The organism is Alteromonas sp. C1M14, from assembly GCF_018860965.1.
In the GTDB taxonomy this organism is placed as follows: domain Bacteria; phylum Pseudomonadota; class Gammaproteobacteria; order Enterobacterales; family Alteromonadaceae; genus Alteromonas.
Genome location: NZ_JAHKQF010000016.1, coordinates 13085 through 30875, shown reverse-complemented (window position 1 = coordinate 30875; position 17791 = coordinate 13085). Strand labels below are relative to the sequence as shown.

Here is a 17791-nt window from a genome sequence, read left to right as displayed (position 1 = left end):
ACCTGCTTGTGATAAGAGAATTATGCGATACTATAGAAACTTGATAGCGACACTGCAACTATATGGATCAGTGAAAAAAATCAATGAAATTGGCCTATCGCGCGCGCGTCCCACGTTACCCTGAAAGCTGGTCGCAATTGCCTGCTGGAGAGGCTATCTGTCGCGCTATACAAGGGGTAAGTAACACCTATGCAAAACGAATCTTTGGCTACCATTTTGTGAAATTAGGCACTTTAAGTGCTCAAATTTCCCTTTCAAAGTGCAGTATAACCCATCAGGTTAATCAAACTCCTGTCCTAAATGAACATACTCACGTTATTGGTGAGTCGTCAGCCTTGCCTTACGTAGAAAACAGTATTGACGGCTTCTTGTTAGCCAATGAATTGGATTTTTGCCAAGATCCCCATCAAGTTTTGCGAGAAGTAGACCGTTGTATCAATCAAGACGGTTACATTATTTTAAGTGGTTTTAACCCTTTTAGCCTTACCGGTATTGGCAAGTATCTGCCGCTAAAACGAGGGAATGTACTCCATGATGCGCGCTTTTTTTCTTCTGCTAGAGTGAAAGATTGGTTGCAGCTACTTGGTTATGAAATTATTGAAACTCGCCACATCCTTTTTTCTATGTTGTTTATGAAAAATCGCATAGTGCCAAGGCCTTGGCAACTGCGTATTTCACGTTATGTGCCGTGGTGTAGTTCTGTTTACGTTATATTAGCAAGAAAGCGGGTGGTCCCCATGACTACCATTAAACCGAAATGGAAGTTAAAACCGAATTTTTCCGCCGTGGGGGCTAGCATGCAGGTGAAGTCTCATCACGTGGTAAAGCACAAATAAAAAACCTGACCGAAGTCAGGTTTTTTGTATCTGAGGGTTACTTAACTCGCATACCGGGTTTAGCGCCTTCATGGGGTTCAAGAATATAGAGGTCTTTACCTCCTGGTCCAGCGGCTAACACCATCCCTTCTGACATACCAAAGCGCATCTTCCGAGGTGCAAGATTCGCAACCATTACCGTATGTTTACCGATAAGATCCTTTGGATCATAGGCCGATTTTATGCCCGCAAATACTTGTCGGGTTTCACCGCCTAAGTCTAGCTCTAAGCGAAGAAGTTTATCTGCTTTCTCTACATGTTCCGCATTAGCGATACGAGCAATACGAAAATCCACTTTAGCAAAATCATCAAAGGTGATTTCTTCACTGATAGGATCTTTTACAAGGGGGCTTTCTGGATCCAGTTTCACAGCGGAAGCTGCCGCTAGGCTCTCTTTTGAATCTTCTACCATGGCGTCTATTTTCTCCATATCGATGCGTTGCATCATAGCCTTGAATTTATTAATGCTGTGCCCGGTGAGCACCGTTTGCGTGCTTTCCCAAGTTAGGGTGTCATTAAGAAAAGCTTCTGCTTTTTGCGCTAAGATAGGAAGCACGGGCTTGAGATAGGCCACCAAAATTCGGAACATATTAATACCCATGGAACAGACATCGTGGGTAAATTGCTGTTTGGTGTCGTCTTTAATACTCACCCAAGGGGCGTTGGCATCAATGAACTGGTTGGCCTTATCGGCCAGCGCCATAATTTCTCGCACGGCTTGATGGTATTTACGGTTTTCAAAGTTCGCTGCAATGCTGTCCGCGGCTTGATGAAACTCTGCCATCAAGGCTTCATCTAAGATGGTTTCTGACAAGGTGCCATCAAAGCGTTTGGTAATAAAGCTGGCACAACGACTGGCGATATTTACTACTTTCCCTACTAGGTCAGAGTTAACCTTCTGAGCAAAGTCGGTAAAGTTGAGGTCGATATCTGTTACCCCATCGCCAAGCTTAGAGGCAAAATAATAGCGTAAATATTCTGGATCTAAATGGTCGAGGTAAGTGCGGCCCTTAATAAAGGTGCCTCGAGACTTAGACATTTTCGCGCCATTTACGGTAACAAACCCGTGAATATTAACACCGGTTGGCTTGCGGAAACCTGCACCTTCCAGCATGGCGGGCCAAAACAGACAATGGAAGTAGGTAATGTCTTTACCGATGAAATGATAAAGCTCGGTGTCTTTTCCTGGCATCCAAAAATCATCAAAGTTCACATTGTTTTGATTACAGAAATGCTGAAAACTGGCCATATAGCCCACGGGCGCGTCTACCCATACATAAAAGAACTTATTGGGTGCGCCAGGAATTTCAAAGCCGAAGTAGGGGGCATCGCGGCTGATATCCCACTGTTGTAACCCTTCTTCAAACCATTCTTGCAGTTTATTCGCCATTTCTTCTTGCAGCGCACCCGAGCGGATCCACGTTTTGAGCATGCCTTCAAATTGTGGCAAATCGAAGAAAAAGTGCTCGGATTCTTTTAGCACCGGCGTCGCGCCAGAGACCATACTGCGAGGGTCTTTTAGCTCTGTGGGACTGTACGTTGCGCCACAAACATCACAGCTATCACCATTTTGATCTTCAGCACCACAGCTGGGGCAAGTCCCTTTTACAAAACGATCTGGCAAAAACATTTCTTTTTGTGGGTCGTACAACTGATTGATGGTACGCTTGCTTATATAACCTGCGTCATCAAGTCGTTGGTAAATTGACTCACATAAGGCCTTGTTTTCCGGTGAGTGAGTCACATAATAATTGTCGTACTCAACGAAGAAATCCTGCAGATCCTGATGATGCTCGGCGCGAGTGCGGGCTACCATTTCTTCTGGCGTGATACCCAGTTCCTGTGCTTTAAGCATAACCGGCGTACCATGGGCATCGTCAGCACACACACTGTAGCATTCGTGTCCGCGTAGACGCTGAAAGCGCGTCCAGATATCGGTCTGGATATGTTCCAGTAGATGTCCGAGATGGATAGAGCCGTTCGCATACGGCAGGGCACTGGTTACCAAAATGCGACGTGGCGCATTAGCCGGTGCAACAGAAGTCGACGTGTTTTCAGACATAATAATAGGTTCTGTTCTCTAGCGTTAGAAAATGGCTGCAAATACTAGCGGAATCGCACCGCTTTTGCATTACGAAAATGGCGAGGCCATGCACAATTTGAAGGTGAATTATGTTCTTTTCTCAAAAAGGCGACAAGATGCTAAATGTCGCTGCACAATCTTTAGCAGATTATTATGCCTTAAGCTTAACGCAAACCCAACCGTGGTGTAGCAACAACAACGGTTGTCTAGAGATTACACTGCCTTTTTGTGCCCAAACCCAATATGAATCTGTACGCCAAATCATCACAGATGCACTGCAAAAAGCAGGTTTTTTGCAAGTTGAGTTAACAATTACTCAGAAGATATCTGGTGTGCAAACCAAGCTGCCGCCAGTAACCAATATTCGAAACGTGGTGGCCATCGCTTCAGGCAAAGGCGGCGTGGGTAAATCGACCACAAGTTTGAACCTAGCTTTTGCATTGATGCAAGAAGGCGCCAAGGTGGGCATTCTTGATGCTGACATTTACGGGCCTTCGGTGCCTATTATGTTGGGCAACCCCGATGCTCGCCCAGCCAGTGAAGACAATAAGCACATGCAACCTATAGAAGCATGGGGCATGGTAGCCAACTCCATTGGTTACTTAGTGCCCGCTGAAGATGCCGCGGTGTGGCGAGGCCCAATGGCAAGCCGGGCGCTGACGCAACTTGTGGAAGAGACCCGTTGGCCGGTGTTAGATTATCTTATCGTGGATATGCCCCCGGGAACCGGTGATATACAGCTAACGATGGCGCAACAGGTACCATTGAGTGCAGCCGTAGTGGTAACTACCCCACAAGACTTGGCTGTGGCCGATGCGCAAAAAGGGATTTCCATGTTCGAGAAGGTAAATGTACCTGTGGTGGGACTGGTAGAAAACATGAGTTACTACCAATGCTCTGCCTGTGGCCATAAGGATTACTTGTTTGCGCAAGATGGGGGGAAGGCATTGGCAGACCGATACTCTCTGCCGTTGCTGGGGGCATTGCCATTGGATGTTTCTATTCGCGAACATGCTGATCTTGGCAAGCCCTTAGTCGTGGACAAACCTGATAATGCTGTTGCTAATATCTATCGTGAAGCGGCCCGAGCTTTGTCGATGCAGATGGCGATGACATTGTCGCCAAGAGACTCAGACAGTAACATTCGTGGCGAAACCATCGGTTTAACCCAGCTTTAATTACATGAAAAGACTATCCATGTAAGTTGTGCATTGTGCCAGGCCTTAGGGCCACGCATAATGTTCGTCATTATTTTTGTCAGGATTTTAATTTTATGCGTTTGTGTGACCGAGATATTTTTACGTATCTCCAAGAGGGCAAAATAGCCATTGACCCAACCCCAGAATATGACCAGATAAGCGGCGTTACAATCGATATCCGTTTGGGTAACAAGTTTCGCGTTTTCGAAGATTATAAAGCCCCTTTTATCGATTTAAGCGGTCCGAAAGCCGAGGTGCAAGAAGCCTTAAATTCGGTGATGAGCGATGAGATTGAACTTGCTGATGGTAAAGCATTTTTTCTTCATCCCGGGGAACTGGCGTTGGCCATTACACACGAGTCTGTAACTTTGCCGGATAATATCGTAGGATGGTTAGATGGACGTTCGTCCTTAGCTCGACTTGGCCTGATGGTGCATGTTACTGCCCATCGCATAGATCCCGGTTGGTCGGGCAATATTGTACTTGAATTCTATAACAGCGGTAAGCTACCGCTTGCTTTACGGCCACTGATGAAAATTGGTGCGCTGAGTTTTGAAGTGCTTTCTCAGCCTGCTGAAAAGCCTTACAACGCACGCATTGATGCTAAGTACAAAGGCCAGGATGGTGCGATAGCAAGTCGCATTTCCTCTGATAGAGAAAAATAGCCCAGATAATAAAAAGGAGCGGGCAGTGATAAAAAGTAGTTTAACCTTATCCATTGCCTTTGCGGTATCAGTACTTCTAACGATTATCTTAATGGCTAGTGGGCAAACCTCTGCGATTGCCTACACCGCGGGTATCACGACGTTTGTTGCTATTTTGTGGGTAACCGAAGCCTTGCCCATACCCGCCACATCACTGATTCCCTTTGCATTATTTCCGTTAGCTGGCGTTATTACTCACAGTGAAGCGGCGTCGGCGTTGGGTAACCATGTCATTGTGTTATTGATGGCCGCGTCAATGCTTTCTAAAGGGTTAGAAAAAGCGAATCTGCATAAACGGCTAGCCATTTATATGTTGCGCCTGACAGGAACGGGCAGCGGTTTAAAATTGGTGCTTGGGTTTATGCTAACCACCGCGGTATTAAGTATGTGGATCAGCAACACAGCAACCATGCTGATGATCTTGCCCATGGCCATGGCTATTATTAAAGCCACTGAGCACAAGCGTTTTGGTATTGCCTTATTACTAGGCATTGCATACGCCGCCAGCTTAGGTGGTGTTGGCACGCCTATTGGTACACCTCCAAATATTATATTTATGAGTGTGTACGAAGAAACCCAAGGTATTGAATATAATTTTGTCGACTGGATGAAAACGGGTATTCCTATTGTACTTGTGGGAATTCCAGTGATGGCGATGTGGTTGGGTAGGGGGTTAGGTAAAATAGATGATATTAATCTACCTGAGCCAGGAGCCTGGTCGACCGCGGAAAAGCGGGTGTTGGCGATTTTTGGTACGGTAGCCATGGGTTGGGTGTTTAGACCCTTTTGGACTGGCTGGTTAGATATTACCACTATCAGTGACAGCACAATTGCAGTGGCAGGTGTGGTAGCGATGTTTATGGTGAACAGCGGTCATAAACACGAAAAACTGCTGGATTGGGATACTGCCAACGATATTCCTTGGGGGATGTTATTACTTTTTGCAGGTGGTATTTGTATTGCTAAAGCCTTTAGCGCTTCTGGTTTAAGCATGGTGATGGGGGAGTGGATGACGGCGCTTTCTACCTTGCCGGTAATTCTGTTGGTGCTGTTTATTTGCTTGTTTGTAACCTTCCTGACGGAAATCACCTCGAATACGGCTACCGCCACGTTACTTATGCCTATTCTCGCTGCAGCGGGTGCCGGAGTGGGAGTAGATCCTAAATTACTTATGATACCGGCGTCGATTAGCGCCAGTTGTGCATTTATGTTGCCTGTGGCTACAGCGCCGAATGCTATTGCTTACTCCACCGGAGTGTTTGATATAAAAACCATGGCCCGAGAAGGGATGATGCTAAATGTGCTGGTGGCATGCGTGGTAAGTGTAGTGTGTTTGGTCACTCTTCAATAGGCGTTAGCGTGATAAATAGGCGCACTTATTGGCTATAGGATTAAAGGCCTGCAGAAAAATAGCGCTATTTGGTTACGATTTAGTCGCTTAGTTTAAATTTCCCATATTTGTCGTTGCAAAGTGGGTAAAAATAAGTAGACTTGTCGGCTCTTTCGGTCGGTGTGTGGCGCAGCTTGGTAGCGCACTGTCATGGGGTGTCAGGGGTCGGAGGTTCAAATCCTCTCACACCGACCAATCTCTCCCTCGCTTTCAGCGATATCCCATGCTCACAAATTCAAAATGTGTACTTAACTGTAATTTACCCGCTTGAAAACTTCTGTCAATTTAGATCCATGCTAATAAAATCTTTGGTGTTAAATGATGTTCCACAAAGGTTTACTGAAGTCATTTACGTTTGAACTTCTTCCATTCAGAGTGGATCGTTAATTTTAATAGAAATATTTATAATGGATTATTTAAATAACCACTTTTCAATTGCTTCTAAATTATCGATAACAATCTGTTGTGCAGTGGGCTTCCCTTGCAAAATATTAGGGTCAATCTTCATCATCTGAAGCAGGTAATGGACCAAAGCGGCGCGGACTTTGATCACCAATATCCCTTCTTTCATGCCATAGTCATTTGCAACAACTTCCTGTTGAGCGGGAGATAAACGAGGATCTGGCTTAAAGCAAACATTAACCTTTGTATGCCACGAATCATCACTTTCAGGGGATATTGTAGCTGTACCCGCTGATTCAGGGATTTCAAAAAAACGGGTCAGGACAAAATCTCGGAATTCCTGATTTTTCTCGCAATAAGCACGAACATGCCAGCGCATGCCGGAATGCACAATAGAATGCGGGACGATGATCCTTCCGTCTTTGTTTGGTGAATTAACAGAACGATAATCTACTTCAAGCCTTTCTCCTAACCGGCAGGCTTTTACTATCGGTCTTATCACTTCGGGTTTAATCTGAAAACTGGGTAAAGGAACTCTAGTTGTATGATTGAAGCCAAGTACAAGACTTTCGAAAGTAGACGTTAAATCAGAGTTTCTCTGAACAAGCTGTAAATATTCATCAACAACACAAGAAGTTACTACAGGTTTGAAATCGGACGAGGGCTCGTAGCCTTTTAACGAGCTATTGTATACAAGGTTTCCCGGAGCGATCTCGTTGAGATAATTGTTAATGTCTTTGGATGCTTGTTGGCGGCCAATACCGAAGTGATCGATCAAATGACCTGCATTCAGCTTTCCCTCCCAGATAGCAACGATTTCAATCAGACGATAGCGTTGCAGTAGATCATACCTGTACGGCCACTTCATAAATTACCTGTCTCTATTCACGATACATTATTCACCAAATAAAAACACAAAATACCCTTTATGACAAAAAAACACTTGTTGATATGTATGTTTTTACGACAGAGGAATAACTGATATATATCATAAGTAACAGATTATAATGATAAAATTTTTCTATAGGTTTAAAAGGAAAACTCTTGAGCATTCAGTCGTGCCTGATTAGGCGACATGTGTATGTTTACAGTTATTTAACTGTCGTCAATTGCGACATATAGTCTATTTAATAAACGAAGAGGAATGACTTATGACGCTATCTCAGCACGCAAAGAAACGTTTTCAGCAACGGGGAATATCACCTAATCTTATTTTGGTGTTAGAAGCATTAGGTATGGAGATCTGCCAGAAGGGTAACTCTTACATGCTACAGCTAGATAAGAAAACCCTGTGTTTTCCAGTTGAGCCCGCATTTAATGTAGCATTGCAGGCTGGTTTCACGATGTTTGAAGAGGCCTTTACTAAACATATCGTTATTGTTACACCGACAACGTTGCTGGCAACATTAAAAACTGTGTCTAGTATCTGGACTATTGAACGTCAAAATAAAAAAGCGGCTGAATTTGCAGAGCGAGCTGGACTTGTTTACGACAAGCTGCGGGTTTTTTTAGTGAAAATGGATAAGCTGGGAGGCCAATTAAATACCGCACAAGTAACGTTTGATGATGCTATGAAAACCTTGAGGAATGGCAATGGTAATTTAGTTCGCCAAGCCGAACAGTTTAAAGAGCAAGGGGTTAGGGTTAAAAACGATATACCCGAAAATATACTGGCAAAATCGGATATTGCTGATTCGCTTGTAATAGCATCGGAGGCTGAATAATGAGCGTGGATGTGACTTATGAGTTAGCCGGTAAAATGACTCGCAAAACCTACAAAAGCTATTCCAGAGCAATAACGAGTATGCGTAAATGGTTTGAAAAAAACGATGGGCGGGCAATTATATATCGCTTTAACAGTAAACCAGAGGTCATTGAAACACTTTGTCAATTACCTGTGAGCGCAAAATCTGAAACAAGCTTTTACCAAACAAGAGCATGGCGAACGCTACGGCTTACAGTTCTGCGAGAGTCTGATGGTCTCTGCACTTATTGCGGCTCTGGTATTCAACATGGCAGCGTTATGCACGTTGATCATATTAAACCACGCTCAAAATATCCGCATTTGGCGCTTGATATATCTAATTTACAGGTTCTCTGTGAGGATTGTAATTTCGGCAAAATGGATAATGAAAGTCTGTGCTCAGGCTAATGTTGATAGTTTCTGTTTTACATTACATAAATACTGAAAAGTTAGCCGATTGAGTTCAAAGAAAGTTATATGCAATAAATCAGTAACCTGATTTTCAGCTTTCTTTATTTGGTAATTTTACACGCATTCTTCATTCATATCGTGGCTGACAGGTTGTCATCGTTTCTGTGACTGCCAGTCAAGTTCTGGATCCGCCAACACGTGCCGGCTTTCTTTAAATAACAATCGACTAAACGTAGTAGTTTAACGTACTCAGGCATTAAATATTGTTGTGTATAATGATAAATTTCTTGATGGTTATTTCGAATAAAGCTGAGGAAATTCAGAGAATAAACTTAATTTCGAAATGTATTGCTCACGAAGGATAATAATAATGGCAAAGAAAACTAAGTTACGACATCTAAGGTCTATTTCTACAATTGAAAAAAATGGATATAGGACTGTATACCCAGTATTCGTTGTCAAAAATGGCTCAGAAGAAGAGACTCTAGATGTTTCGCTGACCGGTAGTTCTGATAACTATAAGGGAATGGATGAAGAACAGTTTATCGAATATCTCGGAACGGGGAAGTTTCAAAAGGAATACCCAAATGCTAGTGTAAGGTGTGCAATTCTTGCACAGGAAAAGGATGATGATGAGAAGCGTATCGATAAAAGTGGGTATTTAGTTTCCTATTTTTATGGACAGCTAGATACTTTGCATACCAAGATTACCAAAGACCCGAAAGGAAACAAGGTTGAAACAAGAAAGGATAAAAATTCAGAAGACAATAGAGTTTTGCGAGAGATTAAATCCAGACGTGGGCAACCTGCTTTTAGGAAGGATTTGTTGACTGCATTCAACTCTCAATGCTGTGTCACTGGTTGCAAAGTTGAAGCGATCCTCGAAGCCGCACACATTATTTCACATTCTGAAGAAATCAATTATTCAGTTCACAATGGATTGCTGCTTCGCGCCGACATTCATACACTTTTTGATCTAGACCTAATTGCTTTAGATCATTTTGGTAGAGTTCATATTCATAGCAAATTAAGAGGTACAGAATATGAAGCATTCGACGAAAAGGTAGTCTTGTATGACATATCTGGTGAACTGGAGGAAAATTTAAAGCGGCGGTTTGAACGTTGTTGTCTTAGGTAACTTATTATAATTGAATACCATAGGTATAACTTTTTTCATACTTTAGTATAATCAAGGCGATAAGAATAAAAATTAAAGCAGCTTTTTGAAGTATTGCGACTATTAAAAGGAATCAATAATGGCAAATGAAAAGCATATCGAGCTTTCTTGGCTAATCCCAGACTTTTCAAAATTCACTTTACACCCACAAACAGGTACTGAATTAAGTACACTATTTGTTGCGCTATTAATTGCTGTAACTGTCGTATTTGCTGGGTTCTTTCTGTACAAATGTATCAAAACCGGCTTCAAGCTTAGTTGGCTATCTAATAAATTAGAACCTCTTAAACGAGAGGATGTTGCTAGTAAGAGGGAGGAGTTGTATCAGCAGGCTAAGCAAAAAGACAAAGGCATAGGCTTTTTGTGGATGGAGTTTGATGAAACCCTCGTTGAAATTCAAAACGGCGATAAAATAGAACTTCGTAATACGCTGGATGCGGGTCACTTTTTTAATTCTTACACCTTGGCTCGAAGCGTTACTGAGAATCGCTTGATTGCAGCTGTACCGGGTTTCCTAACGGCTCTTGGTGTTATTGGTACTTTTATGGGACTCCAATTGGGACTTGCCGATTTAAAATTAGGAGCAGGTGTTGATGTAAATGAAATGCAAGAAGGTGTAGCCGGTGTAGTCAATGGTGCCAAAATTGCATTTTTAACATCGGTTTGGGGCGTGGCCCTCAGTGTAATCTTCAACTTTTTCGAAAAATTCTGTGAACAGCTCATAAGACGTGAAATCAGAGTAATAGAAGACCGTGTAGATTGGCTTTTCCCGCGAATTAGACCAGAAGAACAACTTCAGAAAATATCTGAAAATAGTTCTGAATCTCGTGAAGTTCTCCAAGGCTTAGCTGAAAAGATCGGTGAAAAAATGCAGGATGCTGTGGCCACTGCTACTCAGGGAATTCAATCAAGCTTAGAAAAAAGCCTTTCCGAAATCATGGCTCCGGCTATCAATAAGCTGGTAGACGAAACCGCCGAAGGTAATCAAAAAGCGCTAGAAGGTCTACTTCAAAGTTTTATGGATGGGTTCGGACAAGCAGGAAATCAACAGCGCCAGGCATTAGATGATGTTTCATCTAAAGTAAGCCAGTCTGTTGATGCCATGCAAACGACTATGAATAGTTTTGTTGAACAATTACAGAAAACACAGGCAGATTCAGGAGAACGTGAAAAAGCCCTAATCGCAGATATTTCAAATCAGGTGAACAGTCTGTCATCTCAGTCGGAAGCGATTCATCAAAAGCTAACATCCTTTGTAGAAAATCAAATTGGCGAAATGTCCACACAAATGAAATCTCGCGAAGAGGCTTCGGCTAAAAGAGATGAAGAATTGGTGAGCACAATTAAATCTCAGGTAAATGAGCTGGTAGAGAACTCGCGCAGACAGGGTGAAACGTTGAGTACCTTTGTAGAGACTCAGCTTAGTGGCCTGACTAAGTCATTTGATGAAAGGGAGCAGCGTTCTTCACAACTGGAAACTGAGCGGAATGCTAAGATTGAACAACAAACCCAAGCTATTTCCACACTTTCAAATGAAATTCTTCAGTCAGTAGAAAAGTCGGTAGCCGAACAGGTGGCTACTGTTAAACAATTAATAGCCCAAGGGCAAACGCTGCAAAACAGCATTAATTCTTCCGTAGATGCCAGTGCGCAAGCTACACAAGCCATGCGAGAATCTTCAACTGAGCTGCGCGTCTCAGCCGATAATATGCGGGTACTGAGTTCTCATGTTAACGAGGCGGGTAATAAGCTATCGGGCGCAATAAAAGAAGCAGTAGAAAGTACAGCTGACTTGGCAAATCAAAATCAGATGTCTGCACAAAGAATGGAAAGCCTGCGCGAAGAGTTAATGAAGGATGTTTCGCGATTTAGTGAATTAAGCACACAGCTTAATGGCCTGATAGAAAGCGCCTCTTCAACATTCTCAGAACTCAAAGTAACGCAGAAAGAGTTCATCGGCGATCTGAAAGACGAAGTAGAACAACTCAGTTCCAACATGACCCAAATGCTCGAAGACTATGCGAAACAAGCGAACGGACAAACTGCCGAACACTTGAAAATTTGGTCTCAATCCGTTACTGGTTATGCAACGGAAATGAATAAAGCGGTTAAAACACTTTCCAGTGTTGTTGATGAGATACAAGCTAAATTGGAGTAAAACATGGATAGGTTATTCAATCGCGGTAGTGTAAACGTCGATGAAGAAAATCCATACTGGATGTCCTTTTCTGATTTGATGTCAGGGTTGTTAGTGATTTTTATTCTGGCGGCAGTGGCGCTTATTATTGAGCTTACCCAAAAGTCAGAAAAAATAGATGCCAGCATAGAAGAGCTTAAAAAAGCAGAAGAAGCTCGAAGAAACATTCTTATCGATATTCAAGAAGAACTGGCCAAACAAAACATTCACGTTGAAATAGTTGAGAACGACACGGTTCTGCGAATTCCTGAAAGCACGCTTTCATTTGAGTCAGCTAAGGATAGGCTTCCTGAAGATGAACAAACACAGGAAGAAGTTAGAGCGATTGGCATTGCGCTGCATAAAGCGATTACCACCAACGAGCGTTGGAAGTATCTAGATACAGTGTTTGTAGAAGGGCATACCGATAGTGTTGGTATATGGTATCGCGGGAAAGGTAATTGGGGTTTATCTGCCGACAGGGCGGTATCAATATGGAAACTATGGCAAACCGAGATCTCGCTAGAGCCAAAACTGAATGAACTCGAAAATTTCAATGGCCAGTTACTCTTCTCTGTGAGTGGTTATGCCGATACTCGTCGAGTAGATTTAACCGAAGAGACAAAAGAGCAAAGAGCCAGAAATCGCCGCATTGATATCCGTTTTACAGTTAAAAAACCCAAGCTAGAAGATTATGAAAAGGCCAAAGATGTCTAAACGGAACTTGGACATATGGAGCGAGTAATGAAGTTTTTCTTAAGTGATGAAGGTTATCGTAAAAATATCAAAGTGCTTGAGGGATTAACTGCTGAGCACAAAGCTATTGCTAAAAAGGCTGGTACGGACAACCCTAAGTTTGAAGCCGCATGGACAAAACTTTTTAACCTGCTATCCAGAGATCGCTTCGATTTATTTCGAATCGATAATCGATTCGATGTAAGAGCATTATCAATCGCTTTAACCGCACATCAAAAGCTTCGCAGTGCTATAGACATAAATCGAGAACTTCTTAGTGATGTTTCTGAGGTTATCCCTAATGGGAGTAACCTTTTTATTGAGTCACTCTTTCAGTATTTTTTAAGTGATTTTGATGCCATATCAGAACCTGATGTTATTGGTGATTGGTTGTGTAAAGAGCGAAAGCGTAAAGGGTTAGCCAAAGCCAAGGAAGAACAAGTGCTTTGTGCCGATGGCCCTACACTTTTGGCGAAACAAGCTATTAAGCGCGAAGCAACTTTTGAACAACAAGTAAAACATTTGGGGCTGGATCAATACGCTTCAGGTGACTTCGTTAAACTGGCTCAGTCAGTTTATTTTGTGCAGCAGCTTCAGAATATTCCCGTAAACCAACCTCACGAATTGCTCGAGGAAATCAGTAGGGAAAGCGTTGCAAATAGCCGTTACGACTCAGAAGACCTTATCGGCCATGTAGCATTGCGAATTTTGATAGATAGAGCCCCAGCGCAAAATATTCATGAAAGTTGGCAAAATGCCGTAATTGCTATCGCAGGCGATCCTCGTGTGCCCAAAAATCATCCGCGATATATAAAGTGGTGGGGCCAACTCTCTCAGCAACAAAATAAAAAGGTACAGGGCTGGCTGTCTAAACTAGATTTGAAACTTTTTCTTGAAGCGCTGGAAGACTATTCCAAAAGCTCCAGAAAAGAAGATATGCTGCGTATGTTCCCTTCCCGAAAGCACTTTTTGGAAGGTATGCATGAAGCTGAAACTATTGTTCATACTAAGCTCTATCTCTCTAAGAAAGCAGATAGGTATATTCGCCAGAATTACCGGCCAGAACATGTCCCCGACTATTCTATTGTAGAAGACAGCGATTGTTCGATTATTTATGCTGAGTTAACAAATGGACACATGGTTGAAGGGAGTCACAACTGCCAGATCTGGTTTTACAAAAAATTACACGTGTCAGCACCAGTTCTAAACTTTGGGGCTCAGAGAAAGCTATATCGTTCTTTAACTGTGGGTTTACATGAAAGCATGTATGAGTATGGCTGTGAAGCATACGACCATTTTACCCATTCTCCGAGTAATTTTAGTTGGCAAAGACGCTCACTAAGTGCGCTTAAAGAAATGGGCGTAAAAATAAAAGCTTCAGATGTGCTTAGCGAAGAAGATTATAAAAAATATAAGCGGATGTACGGAGTAGGATAATGAAAAATTGGATTTCATCTTTGTTTAGCCTAAAAGATTCAAACGCAAAGTTTGACTTTGAAATCAGCAATGAAAGTGTCGATTTTTACTGTCCTGATTATCAATTCAATAAAATTAAATCAGGTGGAGCAGATGAATATCTCACTGCGCAGTATGTTGCCCTACAAATGCTCGCTGAAGAAGGTAACGCTGAAGTCATCCCAAACGGATTTATTGTGCCCCATCACGTTGTCGCGGCGTTAGATGAGGATGTATTCCAGCTATTAAATTTACCATCAAGATGGAACGGAAAAGCCGCAGTAGATATTAAAGGCACTACCTCAGGTGAATCCTTTAAAGTTTCAGTTAATGTAGAGTCTCCGTCCGGCCGCATGACGGCAGCTTATAAACAAAATGGTAGTATTCTGTCTTTTGGTGACACTAAATTTACGCTAATAAAAGCAATGTTCGAGGTTTTCACAGCTCTGTCTGAACATTCGGGGTCAGCTAAAAGTGAAGCGGATAACCTTTTACTTCTACATAGCTTGCAGCAAGCTCAACAGGCGGGGGCAAAACTTTCGTTGAGCCACTTCGATAAACTGGATATACATGTTCCCGAAAAAATTGCTGTGGAAGCTGAACTCGATGCCCACGGCAACTTGATTCTGACTCCGAGTATGGGGCAGAAAACCGATCATGACAGTTTGCAGCGCGTGCTAGGACAGTTGCAGTCTGAAAATAACCGTACACTCAAAGTCGGTAATGAAATAATTCTTTTTAACGAGAAAACTGCTCAAGCCGCTAAAGAAATCATCAGTCACAGAGCAATACCACGATCTCAGGTACAACAGTTCTTAAAAGCTCCCGGGGCGTTTTTGGATGCATCACTAGTTGATTTGGATGTTGGTTTTGCACTTCGCGTAAAAGGTGCCACGCGTTTTAAACACGCTTACTTTGGTGAAACCGACGAGTCGGGGATCGATTGGTTTGGTCAAAGCCAAGCAGCCGGAAGGATCTTGCCTATCAATCTGGTTACCAAAGAAGTAAAAACGCAGGAAGATCTTCAGCAATTACAGCAAGTCATTAACGATGCTAAAGCGACAGGCGCTACTGAAGTTGTATTTGAGCGCAAAAACTACGATATCGGCAGCGAAGCAGACATAACGCAAACGCTTACCAAGCTGCAAGACAAAATTAACAATCAGCCAGATGAGGGGGGCGAGAAAGAGCCGAGCTCTCCTGACGCCTCGAATGATGACGAGAACGTCGATATCGATGTTGGCCCAATCGTTATTGATATTGCCCTCAATGATGATGAGTTAGATAGCCCTTCTAAGCTGGTCGAAGAAGCGCTCAATGATGTTTTGTACAGTGAAGAACTCGACTGGTCAAATCACAAGCGCACACCGTTCCCGCATCAGTTAGACGGTGTTAAATGGATCCTCGGACTGGAAGAAATGGCACGCCAGAAAGATCTGGTTAATGGTGCATTGCTGGCAGACGACATGGGCCTAGGTAAAACCTTTATGTCGCTTTCTGCCACAGAACATTACTATCGATTGTGCGAAGAAGCGGGCGAAACTTGCCGCCCTACACTTGTTGTCGCACCGCTAAGCTTATTGGAGAACTGGAAGGACGAAGTCGCCGAAACTTTCACTGAATCGCCCTTCAGAGACATTGTCATTCTACAGTCAGACGGCGACCTGAACCGCTTCAGGGATGGCAGCACAGAAACCAAAGCTTCTAATATCGATGAAGAATCATTCGAGCCTCGCTATTCTCTTAAGTTCGGTGAAAAATATGGGCCAGACCGCTTAGATTTGCCGCGTCGCTTAGTAATCACCACCTATCAAACAATGCGAGATTATCAGTTCTCGTTGTCGCAGATTGACTGGGGCTTAGCGGTATTTGATGAAGCGCAAAATATTAAAAACCCGAATGCACTGCAAACTCGTGCAGCTAAGGGGTTAAAAGCCAAGTTTAAACTTCTAGCCACTGGTACGCCGGTGGAGAACAGTCTTGCAGACTTTTGGTGTTTAATGGACACGGCCTGTCCCGGCTATTTAGATTCTTACCAAACCTTTAGGCAAACCTATGTAACGCCTATCCTGCAAGCAGCCGGGGATGAAATCGATGACGTCAGGGCAACCCTTGGGCGAAAGCTTCGGGAAAAGGTAGGGGCATTGATGCAGCGCCGCATAAAAGAAGGTAACCTCGAAGGTTTACCGCAAAAGCATATGCTGGTGGGAATAGAGTCAAGCGATTGGCAATATGAACCTAAGCTACATGCCATCATGACAGACTATCAACAAAAAGTGTATGAAGGCTCAATTGAAGCGCAGTTAGAAGATGAGAATAGCCATGTGCTAACTACCTTGATGCGCTTACGTGATAGCTCACTGCACCCGCGCTTGGCAGACGGCGGTCGATTAGACGCGCCGACATCGAAGCGCGAAATCAAAACTTTGTTCGATGAATCTGCCAAAATGGCCAAAACCGTCGAAGTACTTACAGATATTCAATCGAGAAACGAAAAGTGCATTATCTTTGCGGTAAATAAACGCCTACAACGTTTTTTAAGTATTGCACTGGGCAGCTACTTTGGGCTTGGACCATTGCACGTTATCAATGGCGATGCCAAAGCGGTAGTAAAAAAAGCCGGTGCCTTAAGCCGTAAATCCATGATCACCGACTTTGAGGCCAAAGAGGGCTTTAACATTATCATTATGTCGCCAGTAGCCGCTGGTGTAGGTTTAACAGTGGTAGGTGCTAATAACGTGATTCACTTTGAGCGGCATTGGAATCCAGCCAAAGAAGCACAGGCCACCGACAGGGTGTTTCGTATTGGCCAGAAAAAAGATGTGAATATCTATGTGCCGATATTGCATCACCCCAGTTTTGAATCCTTTGACGTTAATTTACATCGTCTGTTATCGCAAAAATCTATGCTTAAAGATGCCGTAGTTACACCGGGTGAAGTAATGCCTAATCCAACCGGCTCCGATAAACATAGCCTTGGTGCTGACAGCATTATTACCTTTGAAGATATGCCACGCTTAAGTTGGAAACAGTTCGAAGCGCTTACGTTAGAATTACTCGTCCGTGAATATCAGGCCGACAGTGCTTGGCTTACCAAAGACGGTTCAGACTTTGGCGCCGACGGTGTGTTAACCTTCGCCGGCGAAGCCATACTGATTCAGGCTAAACATAAGCAAGGCGCTTATAAAGGACACACCGCAGTGCAGGAAATTTCCAACGCCAATAAAATGTACGGTCAGCACTTAGGACGGGACATCGTCAAACAAGTGTTCATCACTAATGCAACCCAACTGGCGAAAGCGACACGTGAAATCGCCAGTAAACTTAACGTTATTATTATCGACGGCACCGAATTAAACGCGCTCTGCGAGCGCCATCCGATCACGTTCGGGCAAGTACTCACCCGTTTATCTAAAGAACGCTACGTGATCCAGTAACAA

Annotated in this window: 13 protein-coding genes and 1 tRNA gene; 12 read left to right on the top strand and 2 right to left on the bottom strand. The window is 43.3% G+C overall.

Features of this window, described 5'->3' with window-relative positions; genetic code table 11:
* Positions 1 to 83: 83 nt before the first annotated feature.
* Complete coding sequence (locus tag KO501_RS15905) at positions 84 to 836, top strand: methyltransferase domain-containing protein (protein WP_216030683.1); 753 nt, start codon at positions 84 to 86, stop codon at positions 834 to 836.
* A gap of 37 nt (positions 837 to 873) precedes the next feature.
* Here KO501_RS15905 and metG read toward each other — a convergent pair whose 3' ends face one another.
* Positions 874 to 2937: a methionine--tRNA ligase gene (gene metG / locus KO501_RS15900; RefSeq protein WP_216030682.1), complete on the bottom strand. Its 2064-nt coding sequence runs from the start codon at positions 2935 to 2937 to the stop codon at positions 874 to 876.
* Between the two features lie 110 nt (positions 2938 to 3047).
* On the opposite strand from metG, the gene apbC reads away from it, so the two are divergent.
* The 4 genes from apbC to KO501_RS15880 all read left to right on the top strand — a co-directional run bounded on the left by apbC (position 3048) and on the right by KO501_RS15880 (position 6446).
* On the top strand, positions 3048 to 4136 hold the full coding sequence (gene apbC / locus KO501_RS15895; protein ID WP_216030681.1) for an iron-sulfur cluster carrier protein ApbC: 1089 nt from the start codon (positions 3048 to 3050) through the stop codon (positions 4134 to 4136).
* Positions 4137 to 4231: 95 nt separating this feature from the next.
* Positions 4232 to 4822 carry a dCTP deaminase gene (gene dcd, locus KO501_RS15890; protein ID WP_216030680.1) on the top strand — a complete coding sequence of 197 codons (591 nt, stop codon included), beginning with the start codon at positions 4232 to 4234 and terminating at the stop codon, positions 4820 to 4822.
* Between the two features lie 52 nt (positions 4823 to 4874).
* Entirely contained in the window at positions 4875 to 6212 is a 1338-nt protein-coding gene (locus KO501_RS15885; RefSeq protein WP_354667844.1) for an SLC13 family permease, read from the top strand.
* A gap of 157 nt (positions 6213 to 6369) precedes the next feature.
* Positions 6370 to 6446 (top strand) — tRNA-Pro (locus KO501_RS15880).
* Positions 6447 to 6663: 217 nt separating this feature from the next.
* Here the strand turns inward: KO501_RS15880 and KO501_RS15875 are convergent.
* Complete coding sequence (locus KO501_RS15875) at positions 6664 to 7521, bottom strand: WYL domain-containing protein (protein WP_216030679.1); 858 nt, start codon at positions 7519 to 7521, stop codon at positions 6664 to 6666.
* Between the two features lie 283 nt (positions 7522 to 7804).
* Between KO501_RS15875 and rmuC the strand changes: the two genes are divergently transcribed.
* From rmuC to KO501_RS15840, 7 genes are all read left to right on the top strand, one after another.
* Entirely contained in the window at positions 7805 to 8377 is a 573-nt protein-coding gene (gene rmuC / locus KO501_RS15870) for a DNA recombination protein RmuC (RefSeq protein ID WP_216030678.1), read from the top strand.
* Complete coding sequence (locus KO501_RS15865; protein ID WP_216030677.1) at positions 8377 to 8805, top strand: HNH endonuclease; 429 nt, start codon at positions 8377 to 8379, stop codon at positions 8803 to 8805. The genes rmuC and KO501_RS15865 overlap by 1 nt, the downstream gene beginning before the upstream one ends.
* A gap of 373 nt (positions 8806 to 9178) precedes the next feature.
* Positions 9179 to 9946 (top strand): HNH endonuclease, encoded by a 768-nt coding sequence (locus KO501_RS15860; protein WP_216030676.1) that lies wholly within the window; start codon positions 9179 to 9181, stop codon positions 9944 to 9946.
* A 118-nt stretch (positions 9947 to 10064) separates the two neighbouring features.
* Positions 10065 to 12143 carry an anti-phage ZorAB system protein ZorA gene (zorA, locus tag KO501_RS15855; protein ID WP_216030675.1) on the top strand — a complete coding sequence of 693 codons (2079 nt, stop codon included), beginning with the start codon at positions 10065 to 10067 and terminating at the stop codon, positions 12141 to 12143.
* 3 nt (positions 12144 to 12146) lie between these two features.
* Positions 12147 to 12878 (top strand): OmpA family protein, encoded by a 732-nt coding sequence (locus KO501_RS15850; protein ID WP_216030674.1) that lies wholly within the window; start codon positions 12147 to 12149, stop codon positions 12876 to 12878.
* Between the two features lie 27 nt (positions 12879 to 12905).
* Complete coding sequence (locus KO501_RS15845; RefSeq protein WP_216030673.1) at positions 12906 to 14333, top strand: EH signature domain-containing protein; 1428 nt, start codon at positions 12906 to 12908, stop codon at positions 14331 to 14333.
* Positions 14333 to 17788, top strand: a complete 3456-nt coding sequence (locus KO501_RS15840) for an SNF2-related protein (RefSeq protein ID WP_216030672.1) — start codon at positions 14333 to 14335, stop codon at positions 17786 to 17788. Before KO501_RS15845 ends, KO501_RS15840 begins: the two co-directional genes overlap by 1 nt.
* The last annotated feature ends 3 nt before the right edge of the window (positions 17789 to 17791 follow it).

What these genes read in the sequence shown, in the direction of transcription:
- zorA (WP_216030675.1), top strand. Translation starts at nt 10,065, where the DNA reads ATGGCAAATGAAAAGCATATCGAGCTTTCTTGGCTAATCCCAGACTTT.
- dcd (WP_216030680.1), top strand. Translation starts at nt 4,232, where the DNA reads ATGCGTTTGTGTGACCGAGATATTTTTACGTATCTCCAAGAGGGCAAA.
- apbC (WP_216030681.1), top strand. Translation starts at nt 3,048, where the DNA reads ATGTTCTTTTCTCAAAAAGGCGACAAGATGCTAAATGTCGCTGCACAA.
- KO501_RS15860 (WP_216030676.1), top strand. Translation starts at nt 9,179, where the DNA reads ATGGCAAAGAAAACTAAGTTACGACATCTAAGGTCTATTTCTACAATT.
- KO501_RS15845 (WP_216030673.1), top strand. Translation starts at nt 12,906, where the DNA reads ATGAAGTTTTTCTTAAGTGATGAAGGTTATCGTAAAAATATCAAAGTG.
- KO501_RS15850 (WP_216030674.1), top strand. Translation starts at nt 12,147, where the DNA reads ATGGATAGGTTATTCAATCGCGGTAGTGTAAACGTCGATGAAGAAAAT.
- KO501_RS15840 (WP_216030672.1), top strand. Translation starts at nt 14,333, where the DNA reads ATGAAAAATTGGATTTCATCTTTGTTTAGCCTAAAAGATTCAAACGCA.
- KO501_RS15865 (WP_216030677.1), top strand. Translation starts at nt 8,377, where the DNA reads ATGAGCGTGGATGTGACTTATGAGTTAGCCGGTAAAATGACTCGCAAA.
- rmuC (WP_216030678.1), top strand. Translation starts at nt 7,805, where the DNA reads ATGACGCTATCTCAGCACGCAAAGAAACGTTTTCAGCAACGGGGAATA.
- KO501_RS15875 (WP_216030679.1), bottom strand. Translation starts at nt 7,521, where the DNA reads ATGAAGTGGCCGTACAGGTATGATCTACTGCAACGCTATCGTCTGATT.
- KO501_RS15905 (WP_216030683.1), top strand. Translation starts at nt 84, where the DNA reads ATGAAATTGGCCTATCGCGCGCGCGTCCCACGTTACCCTGAAAGCTGG.
- metG (WP_216030682.1), bottom strand. Translation starts at nt 2,937, where the DNA reads ATGTCTGAAAACACGTCGACTTCTGTTGCACCGGCTAATGCGCCACGT.